This window comes from Pseudomonas sp. LM13, assembly GCF_041381355.1.
GTDB lineage: Bacteria > Pseudomonadota > Gammaproteobacteria > Pseudomonadales > Pseudomonadaceae > Stutzerimonas > Stutzerimonas frequens.
This window is the reverse complement of the sequence record NZ_JACBXH010000058.1, coordinates 1-16,301: the sequence shown is the minus strand read 5'-3', so window position 1 is coordinate 16,301 and position 16,301 is coordinate 1. Positions and strand designations below refer to the sequence as shown.

Sequence of the window (16,301 nt, the reverse complement as noted above, 5' to 3'; positions counted from 1 at the left end):
CATAACCTTGCGCCTGCTGCTCCGCCCTGAGGATTGGCCCGCCCAGATCGCCGGGTAACGGTGGGCCAAGTTGCGGTATCTCGGGGGCAGGTGGAGGCGGCAACTGCGAGTAGTCTGCTGGCAAATGCTCCAGCCCCTCGGAGCGTGCCACGCGGTCGACGTTGTATAGCTCGTTCGGCTCTGCGCCCTGACGGCGTTGCTGTGGTTGCAGCGACCACAGCATGGCACCGAGCACCGCAGCCGACAGGCCGCCGACCACTACGGCCAGCATGCGCGGATTGAGGCGAGTGACCGGGCGAGGCTTGGCTCGCAGCTCCAGCGACTCCGGCGCTTCCTTGAGCGGTAGCGAGGTTCCTGCCGTTTGGTCGTTGTTCTTGGCCGTCATGCTCAGGGCCTCCGTGCCACGCCGTCGGTGCGCTCGATCCGCACCAGGTCGCCCTTGTCGGCGCCCAGGCGCAGCTCGGCCGCACCGAACAGACGGTCGACGATGTAGTAGGGCGAGCGGAAGCGGTAGTTGACCAGTTGTCCGTCTCCTTCCGGGCCAATCACGAACAGCGGAGGCAACTCGCCCTGGGCGATGCCAGCCGGAAACTGGATATACACCTTGCGGCCGTCGTCGAAGGCGCGCAGCGGCTTCCAGGGTGGATTGCTTCCGCTGATCGCATAGCGAAAACGCAGCTGCTCCAGCGCCAGGCCGGCGTCCACCGGCGCCGCGGCCTGGGCGGCACTAGCGTGGCGTTGCAGGGCGAGCATGCGATCCTTCGGATAGTCCCAGGACACCGAAGCCATCCAGGCGTGTTCGGTTGAACTCAGCTCGACCAGGTAGGTGCGGCGCGTGGTGGTGATCACCAGGTTGGTCTTCAGATCGACCCGTGTCGGTTTGATCAGCACGCTGGTGCGCAGCTCATCGCCGCTGCCGCTGGTGGTATCGCCGACGATCCAGCGCACGGTGTCTCCGGCGGCCACGGTGACCAGCTCCTCGCCAGGCTGCAGGTTGATCGCCGTGACCCGCCCCGGGCTGGCGTACACCTGATACAGCGCACCATCGGAGTAGGGCCACACCTGGATGGCGTTGATATAGCCCTCGCGGCTCGGCGCTACCCGAGCATCGCGATTGGCGCGCGAGACCCGCACGCGCTCGTCGGCCGGTTCCTTGACCGGCTTGCTGCGCTGAGTTTCCGGCAGTGGCTTGAGCTGGGCGGGCAGGGCCAGGGGTTTGGGTACTTCCACTACCTCGATGGGCTTGGGCGGTTCCGGCAGGCGCTGCGCTTCTACCGGTTCATCCAGCGCGATCACTGGCGGCTGCTGGCTGGCACAGCCGGCCAGCACGCTCAGCAGCAGAGGGCAGATAGAAAGGTTCAGGGAGGTTTTCATGGTTTCTTGGCTCCTTCCGCAGTGTCCAGTTCACGGCTCCAGGACAGGCCGTTGACGTAGATGCCGAGTGGGTTGCGGCGCAGTTTTTCCTCGGTGCGCGGAGGCTGCAGTACCAGAGAGATCACCGCTGTCCAGCGCTCCAGGCCGGCGGCTGAACCATTCACGAAACGGCGTTCGATCCAGCGCACCTGGAAGGAGCTGTCGCTGGCACGCACCACGCTGGTGACTTCGACTGATACCGACTCCTTGCCGACTCGGGTGAAGGGATCGTTGGCGCGGGCATAATCGTTGAGGGTGGCCGCGCCGCGGTCGGTGGTGGAGTGATAGGCCTCCAGCCAGTTCTGCCGGACGACCACCGGATCGATCGACAGCGAGCGCACCTGCTCGATAAAGCGCGCCAGGTGGTGCGCGATCTGCGCATCCTGGGGCTGGTAGGGGCCGGCGGCTTCGCCGACGGCGCGCACCTGGCCGAGGTTGTCGACCTCCACCACATAGGGCGTCACCGTCGACTGCGCCGAACGCCAGACCAGACCGCCGGCCATCAGCAGCGCCAGGCCCAGGCAACCGAAGGCCATCAGCCGCCAGTTGCGTGCCTGCGCCAGGCTGCTACCCATGCGCAGGTCCCAGGCCTGTGCCGCTGCCTGGTAGGGGGTGGCCGGTTGAGGGGTGTCGCTGTAGCGCACCCGTGGACGTCTGAATCGCATCCTCGTCCTCCTTTACGAATTCGATGGGTCGCGGATCTGCGGCCCGGGTGATGAACCACCGCCATCGCCACCACGAAGGGTGTGAGCGACTGTGCTGGTGGCCTGTGAGAGTTGTTGCCTGCGCTGCAGGCGCCTGGCCCAGTCGGGCTGTTTGGCTGGAGCAGTAGCAGGATCGGACGCGGCGGGGGCGCCACCTGCTGCAGCGCCGGAAGAGGCTCCTGCCAGAGAGCCAGCGCCGCCCATCGCCACGCGCGCCGCACTGGGTGCCATGCGTGCACCGGCCAATACCGCACCGCCGACACCTGTTGCCAGCGCGGCAGCACCTGCTGCCATGCCCGCCGCGCCGAGCGCGGTACCGGCAGCTGCACCAGCACCCAGTTGCGGTGCGCCGGAGACCAACCCGCTGGCAATGCCCGGCCCGAAGATGCCCAGGCCGAGCAGGGCCAGCGAGGCGAGCATGACCACCAGCGCATGGTCGATGGAGGGCTCGTCCGGTACGGCCTGAAACTCGGCGAACAGCCCGCTGCCAATGCCGACGATCACCGCCAGCACCAGTACCTTGATGCCGGACGCCACCACGTTGCCCAGCACCTTCTCGGCGAGAAAGGCGGTCTTGTTCCACAGCGCAAAGGGCACCAGCACGAAGCCGGCAAGGGTGGTCAGCTTGAACTCGATCAAGGTCACGAACAGCTGAATGGCCAGAAAGAAGAAGCTGACGATCACCACCAGCCAGGCGAGAAACAGCACAAAAATGCTATGCAGATTGCTGAAGACTTCGGGAAAACCGCTGAGGCTGCTGATCTGCTCAAGCAGCGGCCCTCCGGTCTCAACCCCAATTGCAGCCAATCGTCCCGGCTGCAGAAACTCCGCATGACTTAACGCAGAACCTGAGGCCAGCAGACCCAACCCGGCGAATGAGTTGAAGACGATCTTCGCGAGCATGTTGAAGTTGCCGATGATGAAGGCGAAGGCGCCGACATAGAGGGTCTTGCGGATCAGCTTGGCGCTGACGTCCTCTCCACCCATGGCCCAGAACAGCCCGGCCAGGGTCATGTCGATCACTACCAGCGTCATGGTGAGAAAGGCCACCTCGCCGCCGAGCAGCCCGAAGCCGGTGTCGATATACAGCCCGAACACCTCGAGGAAACGGTCGATCACGCTGACGTCGTTCATGGCACGTCCTCGTCGAAACTTGCTGGTATGGCGGTTAGGTCGGCAGGACGGAGAAACTCGCCGGGATGGGCGCCGCCCGAGTAGAAGCGTTCAGGCGCATCCTCTTGCCGAGCCATGACGCCGTTGTCAGTCTGTCCACAGGCGGCCAGCACCAGCAGCGGCAGGGGCAGCAGTGTCAGGAGTCTCATGAAGCCGCCTCCTTAGCGATAGAACTGCACGGGGTAGGGGGTGTAGGGCGTGCCGTTGCCCATAAATCGGCGCCGCCGTTCGCGTGCTTCCTCGGCCGCAGCAGACTGACGGGCAAGCTCCAGGGCGACGGCGCGGTTCTGGGTGATCTGCAGTTGCTGCGCCTGGATCGACTGCTTGGCCTGCAAGGCCAGCAACTGGTTGGTGGCCTGGGCCGCCTGCAAGGCGCCACCCGCGGACTGGCTCTGCTGGACCAGCGCCGCCAAGGCGCTTTCATCCTCGGCCAGGTTCTGCGTCACCTGTGCCTGCACGCGCAGCGCCGTATGCAGCCCGTCGAGGCCCTGCTGCCAGCGCTCCCGCGCCTCTTCTGCCAGGCGCTGGCTGCTGACGTCGCCGGTGTACTCGTTCGGGTAGAGTCGGCTGAACTCCTGATCCAGGCGCTGCACTTCGTAGGCCAGCCCTTGCGCCTCGGCGAGCAGCCGCTCGGTATTGGCCAGGCTCGTGCGCAACTGGCTGACCACGTTGTAGTCCAGTCGCTGCAGATGACGGGCTTGGTTCAGCAGCATCTGGGTCTCGTTCTGCAACTGGCGAACCTGGTTGTTCGCCATCTCCAGGGTGCGTACTGCGGTCAAGGTGTTCTGCACCAGGTTGGTCGGATCGATTACGGTGAAGGCGTTGGCCGGCTTCAAGGCCAGCAGACCCAGTACCAGCAACGTTGCGCCGGGAAAACGGTGGGCAGGGGATCTCATGGCAGGCACTCCTTGTGTGATGAGGGATAAGCGGTGAGCAGGTCGGCGGCCCAGTCCAGACCACGTTGACGCAACCAGACAGAGGCGAAAGCGGCGGCGCTGGACGCCTGCAGGATGCGGTCGATCTCACGCTGCTCGGCCGGGCTGGCCGAGGCGGCGAAGGCCAGCGCCACCGGCCCCAGGTCGAGGTCGAACAGGCGGTTGCCCAGGCGCGACTGGTAGTAGTAATCACGCTTGGGCGTGGCCTGGGCGACGATCTCGATCTGCCGGTCATTGAGGCCGAAGCTTTGGTAGATGCCTCGGATCTGCGGCTCGCCCGCCTGCGGGTTGGGTAGGAAGATGCGGCTGGCGCAGCTCTCGATGATTGCCGCAGCGATGCTGGAATCCTTGATGTCGGCCAGCGACTGGGTGGCGAAGATGACGCTGACGTTCTTCTTGCGCAGGGTCTTGAGCCACTGGCGGATGCGCGCGGCGAACAGCGGATCGTCGAGAAACAGCCAAGCCTCGTCGAGGATCAGCAGTGTCGGCGCGCCGTCGAAACGTTCCTCGAAGCGAGCGAACAGGTAGCTCAGAACGGCAGCCACCGCCGCCTTGCTGTGCATCAGTTCCTCCATCTCGAAACACTGCACGTCGGCGCTGCCCAGCCGATCCTGATCGGCATCCAGCAATGCGCCATGAGCACCACCCAGCACGTAGGGTTGCAGTGCCTGGCGCAGGGCGTTGTCCTGCAGCAGCACCGACAAGCCGGTCAGTGTGCGCTGCGCCTCGGGCGCGCCGGCCAGGCTGTCCAGCGCCGTCCACAGCGCAGCCTTCTGCTCGGGGCCGATAGCCACGCCCTCCTGCAGCAGGCGAGCCTCCAGCCACTCGGCGGCCCAGGCTCGGTATCCCGGCTGATCGATGCGCGCCAGAGGCTGGAAGGCCAGCTCGCCATCGCCGCCGAGGTCGTAGTGCTCGCCACCCAGGCCCAACACCGTTGCGCGCAGCGAGCGCCCCATATCGAACAGAAACAGGCGCGAGCCCGGGTAGCGTCGAAACTGCAATGCCAGGGTCGCCAGTAGAACTGACTTGCCCATGCCGGTAGGGCCAGCCACCAGGGTGTGGCCGACATCGCCAACGTGGGTGACCAGGCGAAACGGTGTCGCGCCATCGGTGCGGGTAATCACCAGCGGCGGGCCATCCAGATGGTCGTTGCGTGCCGGGCCAGCCCAGACTGCCGAGACCGGCACCAGATGCCCGAGGTTGAGCGTGGAGATCAGCGGCTGGCGGACATTGGCGTAGGCGTTGCCGGGGATCGACGACAACCAGGCCTCCACCGCGTTGAGGCTCTCTGCGATGGTGACAAAACCGCGGCCTTGGATCACCCGCTCGACACGGCGCAGCTTCTCGTCGGCGACCTGGGCGTCTGCATCGCTCACCGTCACGGTGGCGGTCACATAGCCAAACGCGACCTGATCGGCGCCGAGTTCCTGCAACGCCGCGTCGGCGTCGCTGGCCTTGTTCGCGGCGTCGCTGTCGAGCAGCGGGCTTTCCTGCTGGAAGATCGCTTCGCGCAGCAGCGCCAGGACGCCCTTGCGCTTGGCAAACCACTGCCGGCGTAGGCGCACCAGTTCCTTCTCGGCCTCGTCCTTGTCCAGGCAGATGAAGCGGGTCGACCAGCGATAGGCGAAGCCCAGGCGGTTGAGATCGTCCAGCACGCCCGGCCAGGTAGCGGTGGGGAACCCACGTACCGACAGCATGCGCAGATGCTGCTCGCCGAGACGCGGCGCCAGGCCCGTGGTCAGGTGGCTGTCGGCCAGCAGGGCGTCGAGGTGGAAGGGCTCCTCGGGTACAGCCACTCTCTGGCGGTGGACAGATATCGTGCCATGCAGGTAAGTCAGCGTCTGGCTGTCATCGAGCCAGGCGAGCTCCGGCATCACCCCGTCCAGCAGGTCGAAGAAACGATCCGTCTCGGCGACAAAGGCAGCCAGCCGTTCGCGCCAGTCGACGCCGCGCTGAGCGCTGTGCTCGTAGAGCAGGCCGGCGGCGCGCGAGCGCGACTCCTCGGGCGGCAGGTAGAGTAGCGTCAGGTGATAACTGCTCTCGAAGTGGCTTCCGTGCGCCTCGAAGGCGGCGCGACGCTCCTCGTCCACCAGCCAGGACAAGGGTTCGGGAAAGTCGCTGTCAGGGTAGTTGGCTGCCGCCAGGCGCTCGGCTTCGACAAACAGCGCCCAGCCCGAGCCAAGGCGACGCAGGGCATTGTTCAGGCGTGCCGAGGTCGCCACCAGTTCGCCCTGGGTGGCGCTGTCCAGATCCGGCCCACGAAAGCGCAAGCTGCGCTGGAACGAACCGTCCTTGTTTAACACCACGCCGGGCGCGACCAGCCCGGCCCAGGGCAGCCAGTCGGCGAGTTGGGCGGGGCGGCGCTGGTATTCGGTGAGATTCAGCATGGCGGCCTCCTCACACATCCAGCAGCGACGGCTGCTTGATATGCCGGGCAAACACCTGCAGGAACTGCGGGTCCAGGCGGGCACCCCAGACCGCCAGCGAGTGGCCGACCAGCCAGAGCGCCAAGCCAGGCAGCCACAGCTGCAGGCCCAGGCCGACCACGGCCGCCAGAGTGCCGTTGAGGATCGCCACGTTGCGCGGCGCGCCACCGAGCAGGATCGGCTCGGCCAGCGAACGGTGCAGCGGCACCTCGAAACCGGGGATGAGCTCGCGTTGGCCGTTCATGCGATCACCGCCCCGCCGGCAAAGCTGAAGAAGCTGAGGAAGAACGACGACGCGGCGAAGGCGATCGACAGGCCGAAGACGATCTGGATCAGCTTGCGAAAGCCGCCGCTGGTATCGCCGAAGGCCAGCGTCAGGCCGGTGGTAATGATGATGATCACTGCGATGATGCGCGCCACCGGACCCTGTACCGAGTCAAGGATCGATTGCAGCGGTCCTTCCCAGGGCATGCCGGAGCCGGCTGCGAGCACAGGCAGGGAGGAGCCCAGGCAGAGGGCACCGAGCATCAAGGCGCCGATGAGGCGACGACGATTAGCAACGCGGGGATGGCAGGCAGTCATGGCTGTTTTCCTGAGTAAGCGAAGGAATGAATGCGGGGGCGATGGACGTGAGTTGATAGCCGCGCTCGTCATAGCCGGTAACGCGGGCGATCTGCTGGACATAGCGCGTGTGGCCACGCCCGGATAGAAACACCACCAGGTTGACCGCCTCGGCGATCAACGCCCTCGGCGCGGTCAGGGCGACTTCCAGAATCAGTTGCTCCAGGCGCAGCAGTGCGCCCAGTGCAGAGCCGGCATGAATAGTGGCGATACCGCCGGGATGGCCGGTGCCCCAAGCCTTGACCAGATCCAGCGCCTCGCCGCCGCGCACTTCGCCGACCACCACGCGATCGGGGCGCAAACGCAGCGTGCTGCGCACCAGATCAGCCATGGAGACCACGCCGGGCTTGGTGCGTAGGGCAACGTGATCGAGGGCCGGGCACTGCAACTCGACCGTGTCCTCAAGCACCAGTACACGGTCACCACTGCCGGCCACTTCGGCCAGCAATGCGTTAGCCAGAGTGGTCTTGCCGCTGCTGGTGCCGCCGGCCACGAGGATGTTCTGTCGCTCGCGTACGGCCGCGTGCAGGTGCTCTGCCTGGGTAGCGCTGAGAATGCCGTCGGTCACGTACTGCTGCAGCGGAATGACGCCGGCTGCGCGTTTGCGCAGGGCGAAGGTGGGGCTTGCCACCACTGGCGGCAGTACACCTTCGAAGCGCTCGCCAGTTCCTGGCAACTCGGCGCTCAGCAGAGGCTTGTTGCGGTGTACCTCCTGGCCGACATGCGCTGCCACCAGGCGGATGATTCGTTCACCGTCGGCAGCTGCCAGGGTGCCCAGATGGGAGCGGCCGGCGGACAGGCGATCCAGCCAAAGCACGCCGTCGGGATTGAGCATCACCTCGACCACGTCCGGGTCGTCAAGGGCAGCAGCGATCTGCGGGCCCATCGCCGTGCGCAGCATGCGCGTGCGCCGCTCCAGGGCCGTTGCCGCAACGCTCAGCACTGGGGAGGAGGCAACAGTCATGGACGCTCTCCCGAAACCAGGGCCTCTGCCTGAACCTCTTCCTGCACGTCCCTGACCAGGCTGCGCCCGCGCTGCAGGTGACGCCCCAGTTGCTCGACGAACTGGCTGAAGCGCAGCTTGCCCTGCGCGCGTGCCGCGTCCTGATGCGCCTCGGGCACCGGTGTGCTGACCGTGAGGTAGTAACGCACGTACAGCGCCACGGTCTCGATCAGGATGTGCTGGTCGCGTTCCAGACGCTCGAACTGGCGCGACAGCCGGTCCAGACGCTTGGCCATGGCCACCTCGCGCTGCTCGCCGGATTCGGGTGACAGCCAGGAAGCCAGTGCTGCGGCGATGATCGAGGACTTCGACACACCCTTGGTGATCGCCAGTTCGTTCAGACGCTTGGCATGTTCGGGTTGGATAAACAGGTTGAGGCGGGCTCGGCTCATAGGGCTATTCCATCGTCAGGGTCGAGGGCGGCCAGCCGCGCTACGCGCTGCAGGCGTGGATCCGGCTGGGTGAGGAAGGGCGTGGGAATGTCGTCCTCGTCGAGCAGCAGCAGGTCGCTGGCCAGCTCGTCGTGATCCGGCAACTGGGCGACTTCCGCCAACTCGGGCTGAATGTTCGGGCCGCCGCCGTCGACGGTCTCGTCATCGGTCAGGCCAGCCGGCGAAGCGTCGATGGCGGCAGGTACGACCAGGCCGCTCCAGTCATCCGCGCGTGGCGTCGGCGCGTCGGCATAGCGGCCTGGCTGCAAGCGCGGCGCGGGCAGCACCCGGCTCTGGAAGTTGGCGTCGGTGAAGTAGCGCAGCTTCTTCGCGCGGATTGGCGCCAGGCCCGAGAGCATCACCACGGCCTCGTCGCTAGGCAGTTGCATCACCTCGCCCGGAGTCAGCAACGGGCGGGCGGTTTCCTGGCGCGAGACCATCAGATGGCCCAGCCAGGGTGCCAGACGGTGGCCGGCGTAGTTGCGTTGCGCGCGCAACTCGGTGGCCGTGCCAAGGGTCTCCGAGATGCGCTTGGCGGTACGTTCGTCGTTGGTGGCGAAGGTCACTCGCACGTGGCAGTTGTCGAGGATCGAGTGGTTCTGGCCGTAGGCCTTGTCGATCTGGTTCAGCGACTGGGAGATCAGGAAGGCGCGCAGACCATAGCCGGCCATGAAGGCCAGGGCCGTCTCGAAGAAATCCAGTCGCCCCAACGCCGGAAACTCATCGAGCATCAGCAGCAGCTTGTGCCGACGCTCGATACCGTCGGAGCCGTCGAGCGATTCGGTCAGGCGCCTGCCGACCTGATTGAGGATCAGGCGGATCAGCGGCTTGGTGCGGCTGATATCAGAGGGCGGTACCACCAGGTACAACGACACCGGATGCTCAGCCGAGATCAGGTCGGCAATGCGCCAGTCGCAGCGCGAGGTGACCTCGGCCACCGTCGGGTCCCGGTACAGGCCGAGGAAGGACATGGCCGTGGAGAGCACGCCCGAGCGCTCGTTGTCGCTCTTGTTCAGCACCTCCCGAGCGGCCGAGGCCACCACCGGATGGGGTGCATCGCCCAGGTGCGGCGTGGTCATCATCCGGTGCAAGGTCAGCTCGAAGGTGCAGGCCGGATCGGAGAGGAAGTTGGCAACGCCGCGCAGGGTCTTGTCCTGGCCGGCGTAGAGCACGTGCAGGATGGCGCCGACCAGCAGCGCATGGCTGGTCTTCTCCCAGTGGTTGCGCCGCTCCAGCGCGCCTTCAGGATCGACCAGGATGTCTGCGATGTTCTGCACGTCGCGCACCTCGTGGGCGCCACGGCGGACTTCCAGAAGCGGGTTGTAGGCGGCCGAGGCCAGATCGGTGGGGTTGAACAGCAGGCAGTGGGAGAAGCGCGAACGCCATCCCGCGGTCAGGCTCCAGTTCTCGCCCTTGATGTCGTGGATGACCGCCGAAGCGGGCCAGGAGAGTAGGGTGGGTACCACCAGGCCGACGCCTTTACCCGAGCGCGTAGGCGCGAAGGTCAGTACATGTTCGGGGCCTTCGTGGCGCAGGTACCGATCGTCGAACTGGCCGAGGAACACACCCGCAGGCTGGGTCAGGCCGGCCTGGCGCACCTCATCCGCATCGGCCCAGCGCGCCGAGCCGTAGGTGGTGACCCGGCGCGTCTGGCGCGCCCGCCAGATCGCCATGCCGATGGCCACCACCAACGCCAGCAGGCTACTGAAAGCGGCGATGCTACCGCCGACGTTGAAGACTTCCGGCGCATAAGCATCGAAGACGAACCACCACTCGAACAAACGCCAGGGGTGATAGACCGGTAGCCGCCAAACAGGCATCGCTTGCGAGCATGCTAGAGGGCGAGGTGGCGTTCAATCTGCGTGGGATAGATGGCGCTTTTACAGGGGAAATGACGCCGGGGGAACTGACCGGCCATACACGCTATTGGAAGGCACACTCCAATAGCGGCCTGATCGCTGCCACAACGCTACCGCTTTGGTCCATCAGTTTGTTGGATCAGGCGTCGTTGGTTCATGACTTTCTGGCCAATATTGAGCGGCATTGTGGGTTGCCCTCTGTTAGCGCCGAAGAAATAAAGCCCCAAGAAAATGATGCTATACGTCCGGAGGATGTCACCGTGTTGGTGTGCTGCTACGGATTCAATGTCGCGACAGCTGAGGGCATGCTAACCAGGTTGAAGACATATGCCGTGCCGCTGTTGAACTTGGCCAGCTTCGATTTGCCGGAAAGCATGGTTCGCCTTAGAAATGCCGGATTGATCAATGAACATGGATTAACTGAGCAGGGATTAGTCTATCTGATGGGGTGTAGATACTGGGCATTTGCCGAAAGCTTGAGAAATGAGGCCTAGCCAATGAAAGCAAAAACTCTTGCGCAAGCATTGGCTATTGATAGTCAGCTGGGATTGCCGGGTAGTGCGGGGCGTTTGCTCAAACAGATTCGTGATATTGAACATGTGGCTCCCATATTTCGGGATGCCGGCTTAGTTAAGGGTGTCAAGCGGCCAGCTGTCGTCAACCTCACGGTTTCAGGAATTGCGAGTCACTCATGCATTCACCGTGCTCTGGGGGGCTTTATCTACGCATCCGCAGCTGTGCGGACAGATCTCACCATTCAGGAAAATAAGGTCGGCACAGCTGGGTCCGATTCAGTATCAGAGTTAGACGACATAGATTTCGAAGCCCAGAGAAAGCGCTTGGACTTGGTGGAGATGAGGCACTGCTACGCCCTTGTCGAGCGACTGTTAAAACAGGGTGGTTCTGCCAACTTGATTTTGATCGACACCCCGTTGTTCATCGACCGGGAAATGGTGCCTCTGAAGCGAAATGCACGGCATTGGGCCGAGTTTGAAAAGACCAGGGATGTAATTGAAAAATTTTGGCAGAAAAACCGGAAAGCTTTATTTCCATGGAATCCGGAAGGTCCTGTGCTCGTTAGCATTCTGGCTGAGCGATTCTCTGCCATTGTCAGTATCGCTCGTCAGGACTTACGAACTGAAGACGGCCGCAAGCACATTTTGATCAACGATGGTTTTGCACCGGAATCGGCCGCCATGCTCGAAGGCCTAGAGGCTCGACTGAGCGGCATTGGTGATACGCGTTTTATCAATGGAATATTGGGTAACTTCACCCGGACTATTGCTTTTCGGATGACTGAAAATCGCTCCCGAATGGAACCAGCTAGTGAAGTAAGCCAAGGCGTTATCGGCTTTCACTTCCGCAGTGCGCGTGCAAGTCAAATAAAGATGGCTCAATTGGCTGGCGAAGAGTCGGACTGGAATTCCGCCTTGTTAGATACCGTGGCATCTCGACTGATGATTCTGGACATGCAAAGCCAGAAAAAATCCATGCCATTACCGCAGCTACTCAGTCGGCAGCAACTCAATATTCTCGAAAAATTCGCTGCCTACTACCGGCAGGGGCTAAATGAAGCATTGCGGAGTAACGACGTGGAAAGCACGTGGTTATCCGGTCTCGATGAGGGGTTTGAATCATGAAACACAAGGTACTTGGAAAGCTGGTCGGTAACACCGGCGATGCGGCACAGCTGACTATGGTGGTTCAGGATTCCTTTTCCGTTCGTCGTGGAGAGTTTGTCCGCATCATGCATCAGGAGCGCGCGGATGAAAGCGTGGTCCCTGTGCTTGGGCGAGTCACCAGGATTACCCGAACCAATATGCTGTTCAACGCTGGATTTGGTGATGGAGTAACTGAACTTGAGTTGCTCCCCGGTGCCAGTGTCACAGGCGAGAACCTCTACGCAAATGTCAAACTGGTCGGCTATCGCGATCCGGTTTCTCGCCAGATAAAAATTCCACGCCGCCCGCTAGACCCAGGTGCTGCCGTTGAAACGGTGGACTTCCAATTTCTAAGCGACTTCTACGAGTTCAACGAACACACCAGTTTGCACCTGGGTAATCTGGTTGGCTATGAGCGCGGCGATAACACGGTGCCAGTCTTTTTAGACGTAAACAAACTGGTCACTGAGCACATGGCCGTACTGGCGATGACGGGATCGGGAAAGTCCTACACCGTTGGCCGCATCATTGAGCGATTGGTAGCGTTGAACAACGGAACCGTAGTTGTTTTTGATCCGCATGGTGAGTATGGAAAGGCCCTGGCGAAGGGACAATTGAATTTCACGGGAGGTCTAGCGGAGAGCGAAGACGGACGCGATCGTGCGGCACTACCTAAAATTCGAGAAACCTTGGAGCGATTGCAGGAAGCCGGAGCAGGCATCCATGTTTACACGCCACAAAATGAATCATTCAAACACAAGTACGCAGGCAAAAACGTCCAGCTTGCGCTGCAGTTCGATCACTTTGAAATGGATGATGTGGCAGAAATTCTGCCCGGGCTGACCGAACCTCAACAGAGGGTGCTTGATGTTGCGTTGCGCTATTGGCGGACAGCCGACAAGACTGAGCCGCGGGACATCAATCGCCTTCGACATCTTCTCGGAGATGGTATCGAAGAGTTGCGTGAGTGGGATGACCTTTCCGAGGCAGAAGGCAAAGCATTGAATGGACGCAGTGCCGCTGTGACATCGATGAAGCTGTCGCGGGTGCTCAACGAAGCGCAAAGCTTTTACTCTGCTGCCATGTCGGCTCCAACCGACATCTACAAAATGATAGGGCGTCCTTCGAATAAGCAAGGACGACTTGTTGTGATCGATCTGCAAGGATTGAGTGATACGGCCAAACAGGTAATCTGCGCACTGCTTTCCAGTGAAATCTTGCGCGCAGCCTCCAGCAAAACAGATCCTCTACGTCCTTGTTTCCTGGTTTATGAGGAAGGACATAATTTCGCGCCAGCTGGTGGGAATGCCGTCAGCCATCGAATCATCAAGAAAATTGCCGGCGAAGGTCGCAAGTTCGGTGTTGGTTTCGCCATCGTTAGCCAGCGCCCATCGAAGCTCGATGCTGACGTGACGTCGCAGTGCAATACCTTGATCACCATGCGTCTAAAGAACCCGGATGACCAGCGGTTTATCGCAAAAGCATCTGACATGGTAAGTAAGGCTGACCTGGATGAGTTGCCAAACTTATCAACGGGTGAGGCCTTGGTCTGTGGTCGATCTATTCCGGCATCGCTACTAGTTAAAGTTGGTGGCAAGGCACTGATACACGGTGGTGAGTCGCCTGAAGTGCTGCGCGTTTGGGGGAGTTTTGGTGACTGACCTTCCAGCGCGCATTTGTTCCGCAATGTCCACTCTGGAGTTTGTCGATCGCAGCTATCCCATGCTGTCGAGCTGGGGCGTTCGTGACGAGGATGTATTGGTGCACAGCTTGGGTTGCAGTGCCTGGAATGAGCTTGGATCTGAGCTTGGCTTTATGGCGGTGGCGGAATGTCCGGTGCCGATGACGCATGGGGCAGACATTCGGGCCGACTCAACCTGGTTTAGTCGAACGCAACGCAAACCTGATGTCTTGATTGAGTTTGAACGGTTCGATGGTACCGATCGGGGACAAAAGAAGCTTGACGAGAAGCTTTGTAATTTACTGGAGGCATCGATGAGATGGGGTGATGGCCCCTCTGTGCTAATCCTTTCGGCATGGAACAAAGGAGTTGTCTCCGCGCCAAATAAAGAAGTGTTTGCACAGCGATGTCGTCAAGGTTTCAAATCGTCGGTTGGTGCGCAGGTGCCGCCACTTCGAAATACAGCAGTTCTTTTCAGCCGGTTTATTTTTGAAATTGAGTGCAGTGGAACGCTGCTTCTCAAACAAATGCGCTGTGAGAGGTTGTTGTGAATATAAAATCCGCACACTTTCTGCCGGGAACTAATAAGCGCTTAGGGGATAGGTATCTCTTGCTTGAATGCCTCGGTGACGGCAGTCATGGTTGGGTATGGCGGGCGGAGAGGCTATCGGACAGTACCATCGTCGCAGTGAAGATTCCTAAAGATCTGACAAAGGATGATCGTCTGCTGGCTGAAGGGAAAGAGCTACTGACAATAGACTCACATCCCAATATTGTTCGGATTTGCGATATGGGGAGAATTCCACCGGAGAACGAATGGTTCTTCATCGAAATGGAGTACTTCCCGAGCCAAAGTCTTGCCCAAAAGCTTGAGCAGAGAAGTCAGAATTTTGGAAATACGTTTGAGCGCCTGTTTGACATCTACGCGCAGGTGCTCGACGCAGTTGGTTTTTTGGCGACCTTGCCGACACCTATCTCACACGGCGATATCAAGCCGCACAATATTCTTGTGGGCGCGGGAGATTTGGTGAAGTTGACTGACTTCGGTAGCTCCGCTCTGCCAGAAGAAATTTATGTTCGAACTAGAGAGAACGGCGGCACTGTTCTGTACGCTGCACCAGAATTTTCCGACAGTGTGTCACGTAAGGGGACTTTTGATGACTTGCTGAGAGGCGACATCTACAGTCTCGGTGTCCTCTTGTATCAACTGCTAACGGGACAGCTCCCTCACGACACGCCATCTCAAGTGCGTCGTCATGCGCCATTTAAGCGCCCCAGCGAAATCAACGCCAACATCGTACCCATGGTTGACGCCTTAATCCTTAGGTGCATGGAAAGGGTCCCCTCCGCTCGATATCACGACATTGCTTCGCTTCGCAGTGCTTTTGAGCTGGCGAGGCAGCAACAATTAGACGCGCCCCAGTATTCCATAACGCCATTTGGCGGGCAGGCTTCGGTTGATTGGTCGACATCAGTTGTCGAAGCTCTGGAGACAAAAGACTACCTAAAGGCGGCAAGAGTTGCGGAAGAAGAGTTCGCCCGTACCCACGATTCCGCTGCGTTGCTGCAACAACTTAATGCGCTATATCGGGCAAACAGGCTATTCGAGTTCGAGGAGGTATTTTGCCGAGAATACAAAAGTAATTCGCCGGGGGGAGACCAGCAGTTAATTCGGCTGCTAGGTATTAAGGCGTTTTTGACTTTGCGCAAAACTGGACTTGCAAAAAATCTTATTCAAGATTCTGAAAATCAGGGTGGCGAGTCGTTAGAGCTTGATTTTTTGCGCGCAACGCTTTTCGGTTTAGAGGCTGATTTTCCAGGTGCCCGCTCAGCACTTGAGGTGATTAATAGGAAGTGTCCAAGCAAACCTCAAGTTCTAATCCGACTGATCCAGGTTTGTGAGCAGATGCGCGACTACTCCGCCGCTGTTGGATATTTAAAGCATGCTTTGCGTGTGGTCAGTAACTCGGCGGAGTTGAGTGCTAAGCGGCAACGTTACCAAGAACTAGGGCTATGGTAACGGAATGGCGCTGCGTTGATGCTATATGTGTGGCGAGAGGGTGAAAATGGCGTTGAATCTGGCGAAACGAGACGAGGCGCGACTCTCTTCGTCATGACGACCGTTTGATGTCAGGGTACTTAGATTCTCTCAGGGACTTTTGCGGGGAATCGTTGAAAATCGTCGGATAGCGTAGAGCAGTGACTGCAGCGAGCGCTCAAAATTACCCTAGTAAAATCAATGCTTTATAAGGTCGACCTCCGGCATGGGGTGCAAGGGGTAGAGTGTTCGAATCACTCCGTCCCGACCAAAATTCCCTAGGAAATCCAGTTACTTAGCGGTGACTGGATTTTTTTTGTCCGGTCCGCGCGTGGCAGTGTGGGGACTTTTGGGGG

At 60.8% G+C, this 16,301-nt stretch carries 15 protein-coding genes and 2 pseudogenes; 5 read left to right on the top strand and 12 right to left on the bottom strand.

Annotation, left to right across the window (positions count from 1 at the left end):
* From HZR81_RS21965 to HZR81_RS21910, 12 genes and pseudogenes are all read right to left on the bottom strand, one after another.
* A pseudogene (locus HZR81_RS21965) lies at positions 1–385 on the bottom strand (TrbI/VirB10 family protein); the annotation flags it as partial.
* 2 nt (positions 386–387) lie between these two features.
* Complete coding sequence (gene trbG, locus HZR81_RS21960; RefSeq protein ID WP_500129266.1) at positions 388–1,374, bottom strand: P-type conjugative transfer protein TrbG; 987 nt, start codon at positions 1,372–1,374, stop codon at positions 388–390.
* Positions 1,371–2,078, bottom strand: a complete 708-nt coding sequence (gene trbF, locus HZR81_RS21955; RefSeq protein WP_500129265.1) for a conjugal transfer protein TrbF — start codon at positions 2,076–2,078, stop codon at positions 1,371–1,373. Before trbF ends, trbG begins: the two co-directional genes overlap by 4 nt.
* A gap of 12 nt (positions 2,079–2,090) precedes the next feature.
* Positions 2,091–3,251, bottom strand: a complete 1,161-nt coding sequence (trbL, locus tag HZR81_RS21950; protein WP_500129264.1) for a P-type conjugative transfer protein TrbL — start codon at positions 3,249–3,251, stop codon at positions 2,091–2,093.
* Positions 3,248–3,439 carry a hypothetical protein gene (locus HZR81_RS21945; protein WP_500129263.1) on the bottom strand — a complete coding sequence of 64 codons (192 nt, stop codon included), beginning with the start codon at positions 3,437–3,439 and terminating at the stop codon, positions 3,248–3,250. The genes trbL and HZR81_RS21945 overlap by 4 nt, the downstream gene beginning before the upstream one ends.
* Before the next feature lie 12 nt (positions 3,440–3,451).
* Complete coding sequence (gene trbJ, locus HZR81_RS21940; RefSeq protein WP_500129262.1) at positions 3,452–4,186, bottom strand: P-type conjugative transfer protein TrbJ; 735 nt, start codon at positions 4,184–4,186, stop codon at positions 3,452–3,454.
* A complete protein-coding gene (trbE, locus tag HZR81_RS21935; RefSeq protein ID WP_500129261.1) occupies positions 4,183–6,612 on the bottom strand; it encodes a conjugal transfer protein TrbE in 2,430 nt (809 codons plus the stop codon). The genes trbJ and trbE overlap by 4 nt, the downstream gene beginning before the upstream one ends.
* A gap of 10 nt (positions 6,613–6,622) precedes the next feature.
* Positions 6,623–6,895, bottom strand: coding sequence for a VirB3 family type IV secretion system protein (locus HZR81_RS21930; RefSeq protein ID WP_048329034.1), 273 nt, complete (start codon positions 6,893–6,895; stop codon positions 6,623–6,625).
* Positions 6,892–7,233 (bottom strand): TrbC/VirB2 family type IV secretion system protein, encoded by a 342-nt coding sequence (locus tag HZR81_RS21925; RefSeq protein WP_197444638.1) that lies wholly within the window; start codon positions 7,231–7,233, stop codon positions 6,892–6,894. The genes HZR81_RS21930 and HZR81_RS21925 overlap by 4 nt, the downstream gene beginning before the upstream one ends.
* Entirely contained in the window at positions 7,205–8,173 is a 969-nt protein-coding gene (trbB, locus tag HZR81_RS21920; RefSeq protein ID WP_340065386.1) for a P-type conjugative transfer ATPase TrbB, read from the bottom strand. The genes HZR81_RS21925 and trbB overlap by 29 nt, the downstream gene beginning before the upstream one ends.
* A 59-nt stretch (positions 8,174–8,232) precedes the next feature.
* Complete coding sequence (locus HZR81_RS21915) at positions 8,233–8,667, bottom strand: CopG family transcriptional regulator (protein WP_253167523.1); 435 nt, start codon at positions 8,665–8,667, stop codon at positions 8,233–8,235.
* A pseudogene (locus tag HZR81_RS21910) lies at positions 8,664–10,508 on the bottom strand (conjugal transfer protein TraG); the annotation flags it as partial. The gene HZR81_RS21915 and the pseudogene HZR81_RS21910, both read right to left, overlap by 4 nt.
* A gap of 44 nt (positions 10,509–10,552) precedes the next feature.
* Here HZR81_RS21910 and HZR81_RS21905 point away from each other — a divergent pair.
* Genes HZR81_RS21905 through HZR81_RS21885 form a run of 5 tightly spaced genes read left to right on the top strand, consistent with a single transcriptional unit; the run spans position 10,553 to position 15,927 of the window.
* The gene (locus tag HZR81_RS21905) at positions 10,553–11,059 is read left to right on the top strand and encodes a hypothetical protein (RefSeq protein WP_500129260.1); all 507 of its coding nucleotides are present in this window, start codon (positions 10,553–10,555) and stop codon (positions 11,057–11,059) included.
* 3 nt (positions 11,060–11,062) lie between these two features.
* On the top strand, positions 11,063–12,205 hold the full coding sequence (locus tag HZR81_RS21900; protein ID WP_500129259.1) for a hypothetical protein: 1,143 nt from the start codon (positions 11,063–11,065) through the stop codon (positions 12,203–12,205).
* Positions 12,202–13,887 (top strand): ATP-binding protein, encoded by a 1,686-nt coding sequence (locus HZR81_RS21895; protein WP_500129258.1) that lies wholly within the window; start codon positions 12,202–12,204, stop codon positions 13,885–13,887. The genes HZR81_RS21900 and HZR81_RS21895 overlap by 4 nt, the downstream gene beginning before the upstream one ends.
* Positions 13,880–14,458 (top strand): hypothetical protein, encoded by a 579-nt coding sequence (locus HZR81_RS21890; RefSeq protein WP_230678826.1) that lies wholly within the window; start codon positions 13,880–13,882, stop codon positions 14,456–14,458. The genes HZR81_RS21895 and HZR81_RS21890 overlap by 8 nt, the downstream gene beginning before the upstream one ends.
* Positions 14,459–14,517: 59 nt before the next feature.
* Positions 14,518–15,927 (top strand): protein kinase domain-containing protein, encoded by a 1,410-nt coding sequence (locus tag HZR81_RS21885; RefSeq protein ID WP_500129257.1) that lies wholly within the window; start codon positions 14,518–14,520, stop codon positions 15,925–15,927.
* Positions 15,928–16,301: the final 374 nt, after the last annotated feature.

What these genes read in the sequence shown, in the direction of transcription:
- HZR81_RS21895 (WP_500129258.1), top strand. Translation starts at nt 12,202, where the DNA reads ATGAAACACAAGGTACTTGGAAAGCTGGTCGGTAACACCGGCGATGCG.
- trbJ (WP_500129262.1), bottom strand. Translation starts at nt 4,186, where the DNA reads ATGAGATCCCCTGCCCACCGTTTTCCCGGCGCAACGTTGCTGGTACTG.
- trbG (WP_500129266.1), bottom strand. Translation starts at nt 1,374, where the DNA reads ATGAAAACCTCCCTGAACCTTTCTATCTGCCCTCTGCTGCTGAGCGTG.
- trbF (WP_500129265.1), bottom strand. Translation starts at nt 2,078, where the DNA reads ATGCGATTCAGACGTCCACGGGTGCGCTACAGCGACACCCCTCAACCG.
- HZR81_RS21915 (WP_253167523.1), bottom strand. Translation starts at nt 8,667, where the DNA reads ATGAGCCGAGCCCGCCTCAACCTGTTTATCCAACCCGAACATGCCAAG.
- HZR81_RS21930 (WP_048329034.1), bottom strand. Translation starts at nt 6,895, where the DNA reads ATGAACGGCCAACGCGAGCTCATCCCCGGTTTCGAGGTGCCGCTGCAC.
- HZR81_RS21925 (WP_197444638.1), bottom strand. Translation starts at nt 7,233, where the DNA reads ATGACTGCCTGCCATCCCCGCGTTGCTAATCGTCGTCGCCTCATCGGC.
- HZR81_RS21900 (WP_500129259.1), top strand. Translation starts at nt 11,063, where the DNA reads ATGAAAGCAAAAACTCTTGCGCAAGCATTGGCTATTGATAGTCAGCTG.
- trbB (WP_340065386.1), bottom strand. Translation starts at nt 8,173, where the DNA reads ATGCTGCGCACGGCGATGGGCCCGCAGATCGCTGCTGCCCTTGACGAC.
- trbL (WP_500129264.1), bottom strand. Translation starts at nt 3,251, where the DNA reads ATGAACGACGTCAGCGTGATCGACCGTTTCCTCGAGGTGTTCGGGCTG.
- HZR81_RS21945 (WP_500129263.1), bottom strand. Translation starts at nt 3,439, where the DNA reads ATGAGACTCCTGACACTGCTGCCCCTGCCGCTGCTGGTGCTGGCCGCC.
- trbE (WP_500129261.1), bottom strand. Translation starts at nt 6,612, where the DNA reads ATGCTGAATCTCACCGAATACCAGCGCCGCCCCGCCCAACTCGCCGAC.